Source organism: Salinivibrio sp. PR919 (genome assembly GCF_001995355.1).
Classification (GTDB): Bacteria; Pseudomonadota; Gammaproteobacteria; order Enterobacterales; family Vibrionaceae; genus Salinivibrio; species Salinivibrio proteolyticus.
The window spans coordinates 22,167-40,078 of sequence record NZ_MUFL01000028.1; the positions used below are offsets into that span (position 1 = coordinate 22,167).

A 17,912-nucleotide genomic window follows, 5' to 3' on the forward strand; every position below is an offset into this window, starting at 1 on the left:
GCCATTTTATTCACCCTTTATAGATTTTGGGGTTGAAGACATCCCGCAGCCAATCGCCCAGCAAGTTGATGACTAATACCAGTAAGACCAGTACGATGCCAGGAAAGGCAGTGATCCACCACGACCCCGAGAAGATATAGTTAAATCCGATACTGATCAGTGAGCCCAATGACGGCTGATCGACCGGCATGCCCAAACCCAAAAAGGATAGCGCTGCTTCCGACATAATCGCGTTAGCGACCTGCACCGTCGAAATCACCAAAATGGGCGAAAGACAGTTGGGCAAAATATGGCGGAACATGATCCGCGGGGAGCGAAAGCCCATCACTCGCGCCGCTTCGACGTACTCTTTCTTCTTTTCAGCAAGCACAGATGCACGAATGGTGCGGGCATACTGTGGCCATTCCGCCACTCCGATAATCACCACCAGCATTAAGATGGCATATTGGCTGTAAAACTCACTGCCAAAGCTGGCTTTAAAAATGGCCGAGACAATGATCGCCACCATCATGGTCGAGAACGATAACTGAATATCGGCAATTCGCATGAAAAAGCTGTCGATTCGTCCACCAAAATAGCCCGCACTGAGCCCAATCACAGTACCCAATAGGAGCTGTAAACCAACCGCACACAGACCAATGGTCAGGGAGATACGCAGACCATAAATCATGGTCGATAAAATATCGCGCCCTTGGTTATCCGTCCCTAATAGGAAACGCGGATCGCTCCACTCCATCCATGCCGGGGGTAATTCTGAGTCCATAATATCAATCATGGTCAGATCGTAAGGATTGGTCGGCGCAATAAGCGGGGCAAATAGCGCCAATAAGACGAACAGGACAAAGACGGTAAAACTCGCCATCGCGACTTTGTCACGCTTAAAGTGATAGAGAAAATCTGAGGCTAAAAAGCGCTGCCAACGGTTTGGCTGAGTGGTTGTTTGTGTCATTGCCTATGCCTCCTTACCTGTAAGATTGACCGTTGGGTTGATAAGGCCATAGAGCAGATCAACAAAGGTATTCGTGATCACAAATATCAAGCCGACAAAAATTACATAAGCGGTGATCAGTGGCGTATCCACACGGTTAATCGCTTCAAGGAAAAGAAAGCCCGTGCCAGGCCATTGGAAGACAGTTTCCGTCAAAATGGTATAGGCAATCATGGTACCAATTTGTACCCCACCGACGGTGACAACGGGCAACATGGTATTTTTTAACGCGTGCTGGTAGTACACCTTCTTCTGGGGCAATCCTTTGGCACGCGCAAACTTCACGTATTCAGTGCCAAGCGCTTCCAGCATTTCAGATCGCACTAAGCGAATAAACAGCGGTAACATGATCGATGCCAGCGAGACCGCGGGCAGCACTAAGTGCGCCAAGCCATCCAAGGTGAAAAAGCCGGACTCCCAACCAAGCCAATTGGCCGTTTCACCTCGCCCATAGGACGGCAACCAACCTAACTCAATCGAGAACACATACATCAACATGATGGCGGTTAAGAAAACAGGTATCGAGATCCCCACAATACTGAAGCCCATGATGACTTTGGTGAGAATGCTATTGGGATGAATGGCAGAATACACCCCAAGTGGGATCGACACGACAACGATAATTAACGCCGCCCCAGCGACGAGCTCCAGTGTCGCTACCAGCTTATCTAAAATCACGTCCACCACGGGACGTTTAAAGAAGTACGAATTTCCCAAGTCGCCCTGTACCGCTTTGCCGATAAAACGGGTGTACTTGGTAATAAAGGGATCGTTAAGTCCCATCTCATCGCGCAGCGCGTTACGCTCCGCTTCTGATACTGATTGCCCCACCAGCTCCCGCAAGGGGTCGCCGAGGTTGTCCTGGATAGCAAACGCCACCAGACTGATCACAAACATCACTACCAGTGCCTGAACCAGACGTTTGACTAAAAACGTTACCATGTTTGCCTCTAAGCGATTGGAGATGAAGGGGCCTTATCAGGCCCCCTTTTACACCCTTACTCGACGACCAAATCGCCGAAATAAGGGAAGTTCATACCGTTAACAATCGGTTTGATGTTGACGTTATTTTTGGCGGCCCATGATGGATCCTGCCAGTGCAGAGGAAGGAAAGCAGCGTCGTCATACAGGATCTTCTCGACTTTTTGCAGCATGGCACTGCGCTTCTCGAGATCGGTCTCTGAATTCGCCGCCGTGACCAGTTTGTCGACTTCACTGTTTGAGTAGTGACCACAGTTGTACTGGCCCTTACCTGTGTCCGCATTGCGGGTCATGGTCAAGAACTCGGTAAAGTTGGCGGAGTCTTCCGTATCTGGGTGCCAGCCGATCATTTGCATGCCCGCTTCACACTTATCAAACTCTGGCCAGTATTGCGCTTTTGGCATGGTTTGCAGATCGACCTTAATCCCAATCTTCGCCATCATCGCCGCAACCGCTTGAGCGATTTTTTCATCGTTCACATAACGGTTATTCGGCGCAATCATGGTGATCGAGAAGCCATCTGGGTAACCCGCCTCTTCCATCAGCTTTTTCGCTTTGGCCAAGTCATAACGCGGCTCTAGATCAGCATTGTAGCCTGCATACCCGACGGGGCTTTGCTGGCTAGCTGGCGTGGCGGCACCTTTCATGATTTTTTGCGCGATACCTTCGTTATTGACCGCATAAGCAACCGCTTGACGAACACGCGGGTCTTTAAACTCATCAACAACACTTTGGTTCATTTGGAAAGTGATCACGCGCGTCCCTGGCATGGTCACCAACTGCAAGTTATCAGAGCGTTCGATACGGCGGTAATCATTCGGTGACACCGGCGCAATCATAWCCACATCACCTGACAACAAGGCAGCGACGCGGGTGGCGTCTTCTTTAATTGGGCGTAAGGTGATGTTGTCGACATTGCCTTCGCTTTCTGTGTCCCAGTAGTTTTCGTTGCGCTTAAATTCCACGACAACGCCTTGCTCACGCTCGGTAACCACGTAAGGACCGGTCCCTGACAGGTGTGTTGACGCATAGGTTGAGCCATTTTTCTTCAGCTCTGCTTTGTCACGCCCGTCTTCGGTTTTACCACTGTAGTATTTGCTGTCCATTGGGAAGACATAGGTCATCACGTTTTCAACCAATGGGTAGGTGCCATCCGTGATCACGTCTACCGTATGCGCATCGACTTTTTTAATATCAACAATCGGGGTGAAGATCCCTTTGAAGTCTGGCGAGGATTTGAGGCGCTTGAACGTCCATACGACATCATCAGCAGTAAATGGGTTACCAGAGTGGAACGTCACACCTTCACGCAGATTAAAGCGCACCGTTTTGTTATCCATGCGCTCCCAAGAGGTCGCGAGGCGTGGCTCAAAGTCCATCTCTTGGGTGAAACGGACTAGCGGATCAAAGACCATATGAGAAAGCTGCAACGTGCCACCAGACAGTTGCTCATGCGGGTCAAGTGAGACAGGATCCGCATCGTAAGCAATAGTGATATCCGCAGCGGCTGCGCTAAAGCTTAGGCCTGCGGCCATCAGCGCCACGGCAATCTTGCTCTTCATTGTTTTCATTTGCATAGCTCCTTTATGCGTAGGGGAGTGTCCCCTGCTGTGTTTGCATCGGTAATCAATTGCGGCCATCTGGCCGCGACGGCACAGGCTAACTATGCCGTTTGCAAACCTTCCGTGCTCATTCCCTTAAATTCCGGCATCAATGAAATCAGCTTGCGGCTGTATTCATGCTGAGGATCGGTAAATAGTTGCTCGGTCGGTGCCACTTCCAACAGCTGACCCTTGCGCATCACACCAATGCGATCACACATTTGTCGAATAACTGGCAAATCGTGACTGATAAACAGCATGGTGAGATTGAGCTCGTCTTGTAGGTCTTTAAGCAGGTTTAGAATTTGGGCCTGCACCGACACATCCAGCGCCGACGTAGGTTCATCACAAATCAATAAGCGCGGGCGCGTTGCCAGTGCGCGGGCAATTGAAATCCGCTGACGTTGACCACCAGAGAACTCGTGAGGGTATTTGATCCCCGCGCCACGTCCTAATCCAACATAATCCAATAAATCCCCCACGATCTGACGGATCTGAGACTCATTGTCTGCCAAGCGGTGGAAGCGAATAGGCTCAGCGATAATGTCATAGATTTTCATCCGCGGATTCATCGACGAATACGGGTTCTGAAACACCATCTGCATTTGACGACGAATCGGCCGTCGCGCCCGTTCGCTCTTAATCGCGGTGAGATCAATGCCTTCAAAAATGATTTGTCCGGTATTGGGCGGATACAGCCCCGTAATCGCACGGGCAATGGTCGACTTACCCGACCCTGACTCGCCCACCAGCCCGAAGGTTTCACCTTCGACAATATCGAAGCTGACATGATCAGACGCTTGAACATATTCGCGGCGGCTGGCAAATAACGAATCTTTGGTAACAAAACGCAGCGATACGTCTTTGACTTGCAATAACGGTCCGGTATAAGCGCGTTGATCTTGGCTTTGCCCCAGCCAATGGTTTTTAATATCCAGCTCGACGGTTTCGCCAGCTTCTTCGATATAGTTAACCAGTGGAAAGCGATCCAGCTTGATATCTGAGCGTGGTACCGCCGAAATCAGACTTTGCGTGTAAGGATGTTGTGGCTCACCGAGTACTTGTCGGGTGGTGCCAATTTCCACCAAATCACCGCGATACATCACCGCAACGCGATCAGTGACATTCGCGACCACACCCATATCATGGGTCACCAACATACAGCCGACGTTTTTCTGCTGACACAAGTCACGGATGAGCGTCAGGATTTGGTCCTGTATTGATACGTCCAATGCAGTGGTAGGCTCATCGGCAATGATTAAATCGGGTTCACCGGCTAGGGCGATAGCAATCACCACACGCTGACGCATGCCGCCAGAGAATTGGTGGGGGTACTGTTTGATGCGGATTTCTGGATCTGGAATCCCCACTTGCTCCATTAAGGTCAACGCCCGCTGATAGGCTTGCTGCTGAGTCACATTTAAATTGGTAAGAATGGTTTCAGTCAGCTGCTGCTCCACCGTGAACAGTGGGTTTAACGATGTCATGGGGTCTTGGAAGATAAAGCCAATCTTATCCCCACGAACCTTGCGCATCTCATTGGGCGTCAGACCAGAAATCTTTTTGCCATCGAGGTACACATCGCCGCTGGCTATCCGTCCCGGTGGGCTAAGTAAGTCAATCACCGCGTTGCCAACCGTCGACTTACCCGCGCCGGACTCACCGACCACACCAACGATCTCGCCGCGTTCAATGGTAAATGACAGTGATTTCACTGCCGCATGAACGCCATGACGAGACGGATACTCTATTCGTAGGTTATTTACTTCTAGCAGTGCCATTTATCATCCTTGGCATCGTCGAATGTGACGATGTACTCCTTGTCCAGACTGAGCCCTGTTCAACCGATACCCAGTAAAAAATAGGGGGATTCCAATCTGGCAAACATTTCACAAAAAATCAACAACACAGCAGGATATGCCATAATCCTGCTTAAGGGTCGAATAATCATTCACAGTCATTCTCTGTAAACTCACACCAAAAGATACAAAACACATTTCATATCAGTGAAATACAGACTCATTACCGTGTCACAGTTGTAAAACAAATTACGCATAAGATAAAGCCTAACCTGTTAACACTCATCAAACACTGCCAGTGCTTTACCCTGATATTAACGGCGTAAATTGTTATCTATTTTATCAATAACAAAAATAGCAGTGTTTTACCCTGTTTAATCTAAGGTATAGCAGCAGTATCGCGTAGCCGCTGATATCGGGCAGATTCAGGGTTTTTTCTGTGTGGGATTCTTGATTAAGCTCTAATTTCTGACTTTTTCTTCATGAAGCCGCATCATCGCGACAAAAAATAAATAGGCAGGCAAGGTAGGTAAATCAGACAGGGGTCTATACAGACGCACCTATCATGATAAGCAGACCTAGAAACGAAAAAACCCCAGCCGTTAGGCTAGGGTTTGAATGGTAGTCGGTGAAGAGGAATTCGATGGGGCGGCCTTCCGCGCGACCGGGCTTCCGGCCCCCGACCCGCTATCCCAAACGAACAGGTAAAAACGAAAAAACCCCAGCCGTTAGGCTGGGGTTTGAATAGTGGTCGGTGAAGAGGGATTCGAACCCCCGACCCTCTGGTCCCAAACCAGATGCGCTACCAAACTGCGCTATTCACCGACATTTTCGCTTTTAGCGGGAATAATGGGGTGGCTGACGGGACTTGAACCCGCGACAACTGGAATCACAATCCAGGGCTCTACCAACTGAGCTACAGCCACCACTGATTTTTTGCCATCTATTTCTATCCCGGAATGGCGCGCCCGACAGGATTTGAACCTGTGACCTTTGGCTCCGGAGGCCAACGCTCTATCCAACTGAGCTACGGGCGCTTGCCCCGTTGGCGGTGACGAATATTACGGATATCGTTACCAGCCGTCTAGCACTTTTTTTAATTTTTTTACTGACTGGTCTCTTTTTGGACAAATTGCGTAGAAATCGTCAGTTAGGTCTCTACTATAACGGTTTAACGTAACAATCTAAAGCGCTATAATCACCTAATCTTTACACGGGGTTAACCTACCCTGTTTGGGTGAGCCCGTAGAGAAATATGAATGTCGCGGCCGAATCACGTCTTCATTGATTCACCCTTTGAGGTTGGCGACAAAATAAGACGAAAAAGGCGTAAGCCACCAGTAATGTGGGAGTGTCATTGTGAGCGCAAAGGGAAAGAGTCTACGTCATATCATGGTTGCCTCTGTGGCTGCCTTCATGTTTGCTTCAGCCGCACAGGCGCTTGAAGTCTCAGAGAGTGAAAAATCCGCCATTGCCGAGCGCATTGCCCCAGTGGGTGATGTATACCTTGACGGTCAAGCCCCGGTCGAAACGGCTGCCGCTGAACCGACGGGTCCGCGTACCGGCGATCAGGTTTATAATACCTACTGCACTGCGTGCCACAGCACAGGCGCAGCAGGCGCACCAAAAACCGGTGACGCCGCCGCTTGGGGACCTCGTGTCGATAAAGGCATGGAAACCCTCACCAAACACGCTATCAATGGCTTTAATGCGATGCCTGCTAAAGGCACCTGTATGGACTGCTCTGACGACGAGATCGTTGCCGCGATTGAGCACATGCTAGACGCACTCTAAGACGGAATGGTTATTACGTTCGACTGAGTGATAAGAGGCGCCGTATCAACGGCGCTTATTTATTTTGGTTTAACATCGCTTTTAGGTTCGCGATCGCGGCTTGTCCCTTCTCCATGCGCTCTTGTTGTGAAACGGGCTTCTTGTTCGCCTCCCATTCCACATCCTCAAACGGCAATTCGTCAAGAAAACGGCTGTGCTGCGGTTTTATCAATTCACCAAATTGGCGACGCTCTTTACACACCACAAAAGTCAGCGCTTTTTGTGCCCGCGTGATCCCCACGTACGCCAAACGCCGCTCTTCATCGATATTGTCTTCGTCGATGCTCGACTGGTGAGGCAACAAACCTTCTTCCATGCCAATCATATATACATAGGGAAATTCGAGCCCCTTAGACGCATGTAAGGTCATCAGCTGTACTTGATCGGCATCATCATCGTCTTCGCCTCGCTCCATCATGTCGCGCAGCGTAAGGCGCTGAACCACTTCTCGTAAACTGCGCTCGACATTATCCGGGTTGTCACCCTCTAAGTCAGCCACTATCCAGCTGTAGAGATCCGAGACATTTTTCATCCGCATTTCCGCCATTTTGGGGCTGGATGAGGTCTCATATAGCCAGTCTTCGTAATGGGTATCGCGCAATAACGCCCGTACTGCGGCAACTGTATCGCCACGTTCAGCCTGATCGGACAATTCAACAATCCAACGTGTGAACGCCTGTAACGAGGCCAACCCTCGGCCCGACAAATGCTGTGTCAGCCCCAACTCGAAGCTCGCCGCAAACAAGCTTTTGCCTCGCTGGTTTGCGTAGCTACCCAGTTTTTCCAACGTGACAGGGCCGATTTCGCGTCGCGGGGTATTCACAATACGTAAAAAGGCGTTGTCATCGTCTTGGTTGGTCAGCAAGCGCAAATAAGCCATGATGTCTTTAATCTCTGCGCGAGCAAAAAAGGAGGTGCCGCCCGATATTTTATAAGGGATGCGGTTTTGCATCAGCGCTTTTTCGATTAAACGCGATTGGTGGTTTCCGCGATAAAGGATGGCGTAATCTTTGTATTGGGTACGTCCGAGAAAACGATGGCCTATCAGCTCGCCGACCACGCGCTCGGCTTCATGTTCTTCATTTTTCGCCGTCAATACCTTTAGCATGTCCCCATCAGGTAATGCTGAGAAAAGCGTTTTTTCAAAAACATGCGGATTATTGGCAATCAAGATGTTGGCCGCGCGGAGGATGCGACTGGTTGAGCGGTAGTTTTGCTCCAATTTCACCACATGCAAGCGAGGAAAGTCTTGCTGCAGGTAAACGAGATTTTTCGGCTGGGCGCCTCGCCATGAGTAAATCGACTGATCGTCATCCCCAACCACCGTAAAGCGCGCACGCTCGCCCACCAGCAGTTTTACCAACTGATACTGGCTGGTATTGGTATCTTGATACTCATCCACGAGCAGGTAACGAATGCGTGCTTGCCAGCGCTCCCGAACCGCTTGATTCTGACTAAGTAACGCCACCGGCATCAATATCAAGTCATCAAAATCCAACGCATTGTACGCCCGCATTTGTTTTTGATAACGCGCATAGCAGGCAGCGAATAGCTGATCGCGCTCACCTTGCGCCTGCGCCAGTGCCTCATCAGGCCCCAGCATCGCATTTTTCCAATTCGAGATGGTATGCACTAATTGACGCAGCAAATCTTTGTCATTATCCAGCTCATCTTCGGTCAAAGTTTTGAGCAACGCTAATTGGTCTTGGTCATCAAAGAGAGAAAAGCCCGCCTTGAGCCCCAAGGTTTTGTATTCTCGTCGAATGATATTCAGACCCAGAGTGTGGAAGGTTGACACCATCAGGCCGCGCGACTCTTGTTTACCGAGCGTTTGCGCGACACGTTCTTTCATTTCTCGCGCTGCTTTGTTGGTAAAGGTTACCGCCGCGATATGACGCGCTTTATATCCACATTGTTGCACCAAATAGGCGATCTTGTGGGTAATAACACGTGTTTTTCCTGAACCAGCACCCGCTAAAACCAAGCAAGGACCGGAAATATGGCGCACCGCATCAGACTGCGCGGGGTTAAGTTTCATGGTGACAACGCCTCTTTTTAACCTGAGTTGGCATTGTAGAGGGAAACACTCACATGTCTATCTTACCGCGCGATTGTCGCAAAGATTGACTACACTTTGCCCTTGTCATTCGTSCAAAAATCCGACTAAAATGAATGAACGTTCATTCACTATTGATACCATGCACAGTATGGATAAACGCACCCAAATTTTGTCAGCCACTGAGCAACTCATTGCGACACGTGGGCTCGATAAAGTCTCGATGCAGCAAGTCGCCAAGCATGCTGGCGTAGCAGCTGGCACCATTTATCGCTATTTCGATGACAAGGATGACTTACTCCGTCAATTATCGGCGCATCTGATGATGCAATGCGCGACACACATTCAACATGGGGTWAAGGATGAACCAACACTGCGCGACCAATTTGAACGCCTATGGCGCAATACGTGGCACATGATGTTACAGCGCGACCATCTCCTGTTATCACGTGATCAATTCGAAGCACTACCACGTGATGACCATGCACACACTCAGCAGGAACGCATTGCATTTGCTGATCTTTATCATGTGATTCAACAAGGTAAAGACCAAGGGCTATTCAAACCCATGAACGATGAAGTTTTGATCGCTCTCGGGCTAGAACCGGCGGTTTGTTTAGCTCGCAAACAGGTTCGGGGTGTTATAACCCTGAGCGATGATACTATCGCAGATGCAATTCGCGCTTGCTGGGATGCAATTTCTCTTCACTAACGACGTTCGGAGCTAACTTCGATGAAAAAATGGTTTTTTGTCATGCTGATCCTTGCACTGCTGCTGTTTGGCAGTGTGATTGGCTTTAACCTGTTCAAGCAGCAAAAGATAGCGGAATACATGGCAAATATGCCGGAACCAACCCATCCGGTCACGGCCGTGACGGTTGCTGCTGAGCCATGGACCCCCACCATCGACGCTATTGGTTTTATCGAGCCAAATCAAGGGATTACCCTAACCACGCAAATTGCAGGGGTGGTCGATGTGATCAATTTTGAATCAGGCCAAACCGTCGAGCGTGGGCAAAACCTGGTCGAGCTCGACTCGAGTGTTGAAAAAGCCAACCTCGCCAGCACTCAAGCGCGCCTGCCTGCAGCGGAAGCAAAATTTAAACGCTATCAAGGTCTGTTTGCCAAAGGCTCCATTTCCAAAGAAGCACTCGATGAAGCCGAGGCGAATTATCGTTCGTTACAAGCGGATATCGCGGCGCTGAAAGCCACCATCGCCCGTCGTAATATCCAAGCGCCGTTTGATGGGGTTATTGGTCTGCGTAATGTCTTTATGGGTGAATATTTGCAGCCAGGTACCGATATTGCTCGTTTAGAAGATACCTCTGTAATGAAGCTTCGCTTTACCGTRCCACAAACGGACATTGCTAAAATCCGTCTCAGTCAGCCACTGCGTATCACCGTTGATGCGTATCCAGAAATGGAATTTATCGGCTCAATTAGTGCTATCGAGCCAGCCGTCAACAGTCAAAGCGGCCTGATTAAAGTGGAGGCCAACATTCCCAACAACGATGGGCAACTACGCTCAGGGATGTTTGCCCGTGCAGACATCATTTTGCCCACCATTGAAGATCAAATCGTGATTGACCAAACCGCGATTAACTTCACTTTGTATGGCGAAAGTGTTTATGTGATCCGTGAAGAAGATGGCGAAAAGCGTGCTTATCAGCAAGTGCTTAAAGTGGGCGAGCGTCGTGGCCACCAAGTCCGAATCATTGATGGTCTCGCACCTGGCGATCTCGTGGTAACGTCCGGCCAAGTGCGCTTGAGCAACGGTTCAAAAGTGAAAATCGTCGAAAATGACGCTCTCACACCACCAGAACAATTACCTCAATTGTAAGACGAGGATGTGATGCGCTTTACTGATATTTTTATCCGGCGCCCAGTACTGGCAGCCTCAATCAGTATACTGATTGCGCTGCTAGGCTTGCAGTCGCTTTTTAAGATGCAAGTCAGGGAATACCCGGAGATGACCAATACCGTGGTCACCATCACAACCAGCTACTATGGTGCCAGTGCTGATTTGATTCAGGGGTTTATCACCACCCCACTCGAACAGGCAGTCGCCCAAGCTGACAATATTGACTTTATGACCTCAGAATCGGTGCTGGGGACCTCGACGATTACCGTCAACATGAAGCTAAACACAGATCCGAATGCGGCACTGGCGGATATTCTTGCCAAGGTCAATTCGGTACGTGCGCAGCTTCCGACTGAGGCAGAAGACCCCTCAGTATCGATGTCGACGGGTTCAACCACTGCGGTGATGTACATCGGCTTTACCTCACCGGAGCTCGATTCAAGCCAGATCACTGATTACCTCGAACGGGTCGTGAAGCCTCAGCTGTTTACCGTGAATGGGGTGTCGAAAATCGACTTATACGGCGGGGTGAAATACGGTCTACGTGTTTGGCTGGATCCTCAGAAAATGGCCGGGTTTAACCTAACGGCCACGGATGTCATGTCGGTACTGAGTGCCAATAACTACCAGTCCGCCACCGGTCAAGCTATCGGTACCWATATGGTTTATAACGGTAGCGCCGACACCCAGGTGTCGACCCCAGAGGAGCTCCGTAACTTGGTGGTCGAAACCCAAGAGGGTCGCGTGRTGCGCCTTGGGGATATTGCCAAAGTCTCGCTAGAGAAAAGCCACGATCGCTACCGTGCCATTGCGAATGGCTCAGAGGCAGTGGTCGCGGCGGTCAATGCCGCGCCTACCGCCAACCCCATTAATATTGCCGAAGACGTGATTGCAATGCTCCCAGAAATCGAGCGCAACATGCCGGGCAATATCCAAATGAACGTACTGTATGACTCCACCAAAGCGATTAACGAGTCCATCCATGAGGTAGTAAAAACCATCATTGAAGCGGCCATTATCGTACTGGTGGTGATTACCTTGTTCTTGGGCTCATTCCGCGCCGTTATCATCCCAATCATCACCATTCCATTGTCCTTGATTGGTGTGGCCTTGGTCATGGAGATGATTGGCTTCTCGCTGAACTTGATGACGCTACTGGCGATGGTATTGGCCATCGGCTTGGTGGTTGACGATGCGATCGTGGTACTCGAAAACATCGACCGGCATATTAAGCTAGGTGAATCGCCTTTCCGTGCGGCCATTATTGGTACGCGAGAAATTGCCGTGCCGGTTATCTCAATGACACTGACATTGGCGGCTGTGTATGCCCCTATCGCCATGATGGGCGGGATCACCGGCTCATTGTTTAAGGAGTTTGCGCTAACACTTGCCGGGGCCGTGTTTGTCTCTGGGATTGTGGCACTGACCCTCTCGCCAGTGATGTGTTCATCGATGCTAAAAGCCCACGCAAAGCCTAGCCGTTTTGAGTTGACAGTCCATCGCCTCTTAGACGGTATGACAGAGCGCTACGCGGGCATGCTGGATAAGGTGATGCAACGTCGTCCGGTTATCTTGTCTTTCGCGGTGATCGTGTTTGCGTCGTTGCCCGTTCTGTTCAGCTTTATCCCCAGCGAGCTTGCGCCTTCAGAGGATAAAGGGGTGGTCGTGATGATGGGTACTGCCCCCTCGACCGCAAACTTGGATTACATCCAAAACACCATGGCAGAAGTGAACCAAAAGCTCGACGAACAACCAGAGGTGGCCTTCTCTCAGGTCTTCTCTGGCGTACCTAAGTCGAATCAGGCATTTGGTATTGCTTCTCTGGTGCCATGGAGTGAGCGTGAAGCCAGCCAGTCAGAAATCGTGAAGCGCATGGCCGAGGAAGTGAAAGACATTCCGGGCATGAACGTCACAACCTTTGAGATGCCAGAGCTCCCCGGCGCCTCGTCTGGCTTGCCAATCCAGTTCGTGGTGACGACGCCGAATAACTTTGAAAGTCTCTATCAGGTGACGGCTGAAATCATGTCAGAGGTTCAATCAAGTCCGAATTTCGTCTATTCGGAGCTGAACCTTAACTTTGACTCGGCCACTATGAACATCAGCATTGATAAAGACAAGGCGGGCTCTTACGGCGTAACCATGCAAGACATCGGTGCCACCATTGGCACCATGATGGCGGATGGCTATGTGAATCGTATCGACTTTGATGGACGCTCTTATGAAGTGATCCCACAAGTTGAGCGTAAATATCGCCTCAACCCTGAGTCTATCGAAGGTTATTACGTACGCGCGGCAAATGGTGAGTCGATTCCACTCGGTTCGCTGATTGATATCGACATTACCGCAGAGCCTCGTTCACTGCCGCATTTCAACCAATTGAATGCCGCTACAATCAGTGCAGTGGCAGCGCCTGGCGTGACCATGGGAACTGCTGTTGACTGGTTTGAAAGCAAAGCTGCAGAGTTGCCTAAGGGCTATCAACACGATTACCTCGGTGAATCTCGCCAATACGTCACAGAAGGTAGCGCACTCTATGCCACCTTCTTGTTCGCCTTAGCGATCATTTATCTGGTCCTTGCGATTCAGTTTGAATCCTTGCTCGACCCACTGGTGATCTTGGTCTCTGTACCGCTCGCCATTTGTGGTGCATTAATTGCGCTCGCATGGGGGCTGTCGTCGATGAATATCTACTCGCAAGTCGGGTTGATCACCTTGATAGGTCTGATTACCAAACACGGTATTTTGATCTGTGAGGTGGCCAAAGAGCAGCAGCTGCATCATCAAGCCAGTCGGATGGATGCGGTCAAAGAAGCGGCTAAAATTCGCTTGCGCCCGATCTTAATGACCACTGCAGCAATGATTGCTGGCCTGATCCCTCTGATGTTCGCGACCGGCGCAGGTGCCGAGCAACGCTTTAGCATCGGGATTGTGATCGTGGCAGGTCTTGCTATCGGTACCTTGTTTACCCTATTCGTTTTGCCAGTGATTTACACCTATCTGGCCAGCAAACACAAACCACTGCCTGTGTTTGTCGAAGACGATGAGCTCGACAAGCTCGATAAAGACTATCACGCGTCACACTAATTAAAGGGCCTTCGGGCCCTTCTCTTTTGTCATCTTTCGACAAGCTGCCCGTATTTACATAGAATAAAGGCAGTTAATGAAGGAGTATTCCATGTTTGACCCCAAAAAACTTGAGCAAGTGGCCAAGCAAATTCACGACGCCATGCCTCAGCCTGTCAAAGAGTTAGGCACGGATATGGAAAGCCGTGTGCGCCAAGCCATTCAAGGCCAGTTGACCAAGCTCGACGTGGTAAGCCGTGAAGAGTTTGATGTGCAGACCCAGGTGCTACTACGCACCCGTCAAAAGTTGACCGAGCTTGAAGCCAAGCTTGCAGAGATGGAAAAAAAGCTCAACCAAGACACTGATGCCTAAATCCATCATTAAAAAAGCCTGACCACTGGCCAGGCTTTCATCTCATACTGTGTCGTTAGTGGTTATTAATTGCGATTTGCTTCATATCAGTCATATAGCCTCGCAATTCCTCACCGATATACTCAATCGGGTGGTTACGGATACGATCATTGACCTCGATTAAGGTGGCGTTGTCGACCTGGTTAGAGGTTTCTCCGAGTCCTTTACCAATCACATCAGCCCCCACTGTTGGCATAAAGTGTTCGCGCAGTAGCGGTGTTGCGACGTTTGCAAATAAGTAGTTGCCGTACTCAGCCGTATCTGAAATGACCACGTTCATTTCATAAAGACGCTTACGCGCGATGGTGTTGGCAATCAAAGGTAATTCATGCAATGACTCGTAATACGCTGACTCTTCGATAATGCCGGATGACACCATAACTTCAAAAGCAAGCTCGACCCCTGCACGCACCATAGCAACCATCAAAATACCGTTATCAAAGAACTCTTGCTCACTGATGCTTACATCCGACTCGGGATAGTTTTCAAACGCGGTCTGTGCCGTTTCTTCACGCCATGTGAACAAGTCTTTATCGCCGTTTTCCCAATCGGCCATCATGGTCGCGGAGAAATGGCCAGAAATGATGTCATCCATATGTTTGTTATATAGAGGACGCATCAGTTCTTTAAGCGACTCCGACAGTTCAAAGGCTTTGATTTTCGCTGGGTTGGACAAGCGATCCATCATGTGGGTGATGCCCCCGAACTTCAGCGCTTCCGTAATGGTTTCCCAGCCGTACTGAATAAGCTTACCCGCATAACCTGGCTCAACACCCTCTGCGATCATTTTCTCGTAGCAAACGATGGATCCGGCCTGCAGCAYGCCACACAAAATAGTTTGCTCACCCATCAGATCGGATTTCACTTCTGCTACGAATGAGGAGGCGAGTACGCCAGCACGGTGACCACCGGTTGCAGCGGCCCATGCTTTCGCAATCTCAAAGCCTTCGCCTTTAGGATCATTTTCTGGGTGAACGGCAATCAGCGTCGGAACACCAAAGCCGCGTTTGTATTCTTCACGCACCTCGGTGCCCGGGCACTTTGGCGCCACCATAACCACAGTAATGTCTTCACGGATACGCTGACCGACTTCGACAATATTAAAGCCATGTGAGTAACCGAGTGCAGCGCCCTCTTTCATCAGTGGCATCACGGTTTCAACCACGTTGGAGTGCTGTTTATCTGGCGTAAGATTAATCACCAAGTCTGCCTGTGGGATCAAATCTTGGTAGCTGCCCACTTCAAATCCATTTTCGACCGCGTTCTGATAAGAAGGCCGTTTTTCATCAATAGCAGCCTGACGTAGTGCATAAGCCACATCAAGACCCGAGTCACGCATGTTTAAGCCTTGGTTGAGCCCTTGTGCACCACAGCCCACAATCACCACTTTTTTACCTTTGAGAAATTCGGCCTCGGTGGCAAATTCATCACGATCCATAAATCGGCATACGCCTAATTGTTCCAATTGTTGACGTAAATTCAGGGTATTAAAGTAGTTCGCCATGGGGTGCTCCATTGATTCAAATCCGTGATTGGGTGTGTTTTCACCGCGTATTTTTGATACTACCCTAACCACTATATTGCCTAAAGTGATATATTCACAACATAACATTGCAGTTACAGCAACAATAAATTATGAATGCAAAGCAACTCACAGGCTTTCTCCACCTCTGTGACACCAAAAGCTATACCCGAGCCGCACAAGCAATGCACGTCAGCCCTTCTGCGCTGAGCCGAATCATCCAACGTCTCGAAGAAGATATTGGTCAGCCTTTGTTTATTCGCACCAATAAAGCGGTCGATCTCACCCCAGCAGGTAAAACGCTGCTTCCCGTCGCACGCGATATCCTGCAGCTTTGGCACACCACTAAAGCCAGTATCAATGAACATGCCTCTTTGCTCGGCGGTAAGCTCACGCTCTTTTGTTCAGTCACGGCAAGCTATAGCCATTTACCTGAGCTCCTCGCGCGCTTTCGTCAACAATACCCAAATATCGAGCTACAACTGCTAACCGGCGACCCCGCTCAAGCAGAAGAGAAGGTGCAAGACAATAGTGCCGACATTGCCATTGCCGCTAAACCCAAACGCTTGTCATCCAGCTTAGTGTTTCAACCAATTGATACAGTCAGTTTGTCGGTTATCGCACCGGCAATGGCCAGCAGTGGCATTGACCTACAAGCCATTGACTGGCAGCACACACCATTAATCTTGCCCGAAGCAGGGACAGCGCGCGAACTCGCTGATCAATGGTTGACCGGTAAAGGTATCGAGCCAAACGTCTACGCACAAATAGCCGGCCATGAGGCGATTGTCAGTATGGTGGCATTGGGCTGTGGTATTGGTGTCGCGCCAGATGTGGTGATTGATAACAGCCCAGTAAAAGACAAGGTTGAGCGATTACGCCAAGAAATTGTGCAACCTCTCGAACTAGGCCTTTGTTGTAAAGCTTCCCGCGCAAAAGAACCTTTACTCAACGCTCTACTCGATGTCATGCGATAAACACAAAAAGCCCCAACACAATGATGCCGGTGCTTAAACGCAAAAAACCCCAGCTTTTCAGCTAGGGTTTCTAAATAGTGGCGGAGTGGACGGGAGTCAACGCGCACTGCAAGTGCCGCGACCAAGACGTCTGGCTCAGGGGAGCTTAAATGCAAAAAACCCCAGCTTCTCAGCTAGGGTTTCTAAAGTAGTGGCGGAGTGGACGGGACTCGAACCCGCGACCCCCGGCGTGACAGGCCGGTATTCTAACCAACTGAACTACCACTCCGCACCAATTCTGTATGAYTAAAGRCTTATATCTCTTTGCTTTAATCAATTGTAWTCAAAGCCTGGCGATGTCCTACTCTCACATGGGGAGACCCCACACTACCATCGGCGCTGCTTCGTTTCACTACTGAGTTCGGCATGGARTCAGGTGGGTCCAAAGCGCTATGGTCGCCAAGCAAAATTTTGTTTTGTCTTCACTTTTTTAAAAAGTGAAAACCATCAACCTAGAAAGCTGTTCGTTCTCGCCACAATCAACTGGCTTATTTTAAGTCCAACCCAAAACCTCTTGGGTGTTGTATGGTTAAGCCTCACGGGCAATTAGTACAGGTTAGCTCAACGCCTCACAGCGCTTACACACCCTGCCTATCAACGTCGTMGTCTACGACAACCCTTTAGAGAGCTCGAAGCTCTAGGGATGACTCATCTCGGGGCCAGCTTCGCGCTTAGATGCTTTCAGCGCTTATCTGTGCCGAACTTAGCTACCGGGCAATGCGTCTGGCGACACAACCCGAACACCAGCGGTTCGTCCACTCCGGTCCTCTCGTACTAGGA

The 17,912-nt window shown here is 49.9% G+C and carries 12 protein-coding genes, 4 tRNA genes and 2 rRNA genes; 6 read left to right on the plus strand and 12 right to left on the minus strand.

Features of this window, described 5'->3' with window-relative positions; all coding sequences use genetic code 11:
* Nucleotides 1–10: 10 nt before the first annotated feature.
* From BZG83_RS07445 to BZG83_RS07475, 7 genes are all read right to left on the minus strand, one after another.
* Nucleotides 11–949 carry an ABC transporter permease gene (locus BZG83_RS07445; protein ID WP_069590317.1) on the minus strand — a complete coding sequence of 313 codons (939 nt, stop codon included), beginning with the start codon at nt 947–949 and terminating at the stop codon, nt 11–13.
* Nucleotides 950–952: 3 nt separating this feature from the next.
* Nucleotides 953–1,930 carry an ABC transporter permease gene (locus tag BZG83_RS07450; RefSeq protein WP_077479955.1) on the minus strand — a complete coding sequence of 326 codons (978 nt, stop codon included), beginning with the start codon at nt 1,928–1,930 and terminating at the stop codon, nt 953–955.
* A gap of 56 nt (nt 1,931–1,986) precedes the next feature.
* Nucleotides 1,987–3,540, minus strand: a complete 1,554-nt coding sequence (locus BZG83_RS07455) for an ABC transporter substrate-binding protein (RefSeq protein WP_077479956.1) — start codon at nt 3,538–3,540, stop codon at nt 1,987–1,989.
* 92 nt (nt 3,541–3,632) lie between these two features.
* Nucleotides 3,633–5,351, minus strand: coding sequence for an ABC transporter ATP-binding protein (locus BZG83_RS07460; RefSeq protein ID WP_077479957.1), 1,719 nt, complete (start codon nt 5,349–5,351; stop codon nt 3,633–3,635).
* Between the two features lie 766 nt (nt 5,352–6,117).
* Nucleotides 6,118–6,194, minus strand: a tRNA-Pro gene (locus BZG83_RS07465).
* Nucleotides 6,195–6,219: 25 nt separating this feature from the next.
* A tRNA-His gene (locus BZG83_RS07470) sits at nt 6,220–6,295 on the minus strand.
* A gap of 34 nt (nt 6,296–6,329) precedes the next feature.
* Nucleotides 6,330–6,406 (minus strand) — tRNA-Arg (locus BZG83_RS07475).
* A gap of 322 nt (nt 6,407–6,728) precedes the next feature.
* Here BZG83_RS07475 and BZG83_RS07480 point away from each other — a divergent pair.
* Entirely contained in the window at nt 6,729–7,163 is a 435-nt protein-coding gene (locus BZG83_RS07480) for a c-type cytochrome (protein ID WP_069590326.1), read from the plus strand.
* Nucleotides 7,164–7,218: 55 nt separating this feature from the next.
* Here the strand turns inward: BZG83_RS07480 and rep are convergent, their stop codons facing one another.
* The gene (gene rep / locus BZG83_RS07485; RefSeq protein ID WP_077479958.1) at nt 7,219–9,240 is read right to left on the minus strand and encodes a DNA helicase Rep; all 2,022 of its coding nucleotides are present in this window, start codon (nt 9,238–9,240) and stop codon (nt 7,219–7,221) included.
* Between the two features lie 130 nt (nt 9,241–9,370).
* On the opposite strand from rep, the gene BZG83_RS07490 reads away from it, so the two are divergent.
* From BZG83_RS07490 to ubiK, 4 genes are all read left to right on the plus strand, one after another.
* The gene (locus BZG83_RS07490) at nt 9,371–9,970 is read left to right on the plus strand and encodes a TetR/AcrR family transcriptional regulator (RefSeq protein WP_232112113.1); all 600 of its coding nucleotides are present in this window, start codon (nt 9,371–9,373) and stop codon (nt 9,968–9,970) included.
* Nucleotides 9,971–9,991: 21 nt separating this feature from the next.
* Complete coding sequence (locus tag BZG83_RS07495; protein WP_077479960.1) at nt 9,992–11,098, plus strand: efflux RND transporter periplasmic adaptor subunit; 1,107 nt, start codon at nt 9,992–9,994, stop codon at nt 11,096–11,098.
* Between the two features lie 12 nt (nt 11,099–11,110).
* Nucleotides 11,111–14,203: a multidrug efflux RND transporter permease subunit gene (locus BZG83_RS07500; RefSeq protein ID WP_077479961.1), complete on the plus strand. Its 3,093-nt coding sequence runs from the start codon at nt 11,111–11,113 to the stop codon at nt 14,201–14,203.
* Nucleotides 14,204–14,294: 91 nt separating this feature from the next.
* The gene (ubiK, locus tag BZG83_RS07505; protein WP_069590334.1) at nt 14,295–14,555 is read left to right on the plus strand and encodes a ubiquinone biosynthesis accessory factor UbiK; all 261 of its coding nucleotides are present in this window, start codon (nt 14,295–14,297) and stop codon (nt 14,553–14,555) included.
* A gap of 55 nt (nt 14,556–14,610) precedes the next feature.
* On the opposite strand, the gene ilvC is transcribed toward ubiK, so the two are convergent.
* Nucleotides 14,611–16,098 carry a ketol-acid reductoisomerase gene (gene ilvC / locus BZG83_RS07510; RefSeq protein ID WP_077479962.1) on the minus strand — a complete coding sequence of 496 codons (1,488 nt, stop codon included), beginning with the start codon at nt 16,096–16,098 and terminating at the stop codon, nt 14,611–14,613.
* A 131-nt stretch (nt 16,099–16,229) separates the two neighbouring features.
* Here ilvC and ilvY point away from each other — a divergent pair, with 131 nt between their 5' ends.
* Complete coding sequence (gene ilvY, locus BZG83_RS07515) at nt 16,230–17,093, plus strand: HTH-type transcriptional activator IlvY (protein ID WP_077479963.1); 864 nt, start codon at nt 16,230–16,232, stop codon at nt 17,091–17,093.
* A gap of 191 nt (nt 17,094–17,284) precedes the next feature.
* Here the strand turns inward: ilvY and BZG83_RS07520 are convergent.
* The 3 genes from BZG83_RS07520 to BZG83_RS07530 form a co-directional block, all read right to left on the minus strand.
* A tRNA-Asp gene (locus tag BZG83_RS07520) sits at nt 17,285–17,361 on the minus strand.
* 59 nt (nt 17,362–17,420) lie between these two features.
* Nucleotides 17,421–17,536, minus strand: a 5S ribosomal RNA gene (gene rrf / locus BZG83_RS07525).
* A 121-nt stretch (nt 17,537–17,657) separates the two neighbouring features.
* Nucleotides 17,658–17,912, minus strand: a 23S ribosomal RNA gene (locus tag BZG83_RS07530); the annotation flags it as partial.

Coding starts and splice junctions, on each gene's coding strand:
- BZG83_RS07445 (WP_069590317.1), bottom strand. CDS start 949: ATGACACAAACAACCACTCAGCCAAACCGTTGGCAGCGCTTTTTAGCC.
- ilvY (WP_077479963.1), top strand. CDS start 16,230: ATGAATGCAAAGCAACTCACAGGCTTTCTCCACCTCTGTGACACCAAA.
- ubiK (WP_069590334.1), top strand. CDS start 14,295: ATGTTTGACCCCAAAAAACTTGAGCAAGTGGCCAAGCAAATTCACGAC.
- BZG83_RS07460 (WP_077479957.1), bottom strand. CDS start 5,351: ATGGCACTGCTAGAAGTAAATAACCTACGAATAGAGTATCCGTCTCGT.
- rep (WP_077479958.1), bottom strand. CDS start 9,240: ATGAAACTTAACCCCGCGCAGTCTGATGCGGTGCGCCATATTTCCGGT.
- BZG83_RS07450 (WP_077479955.1), bottom strand. CDS start 1,930: ATGGTAACGTTTTTAGTCAAACGTCTGGTTCAGGCACTGGTAGTGATG.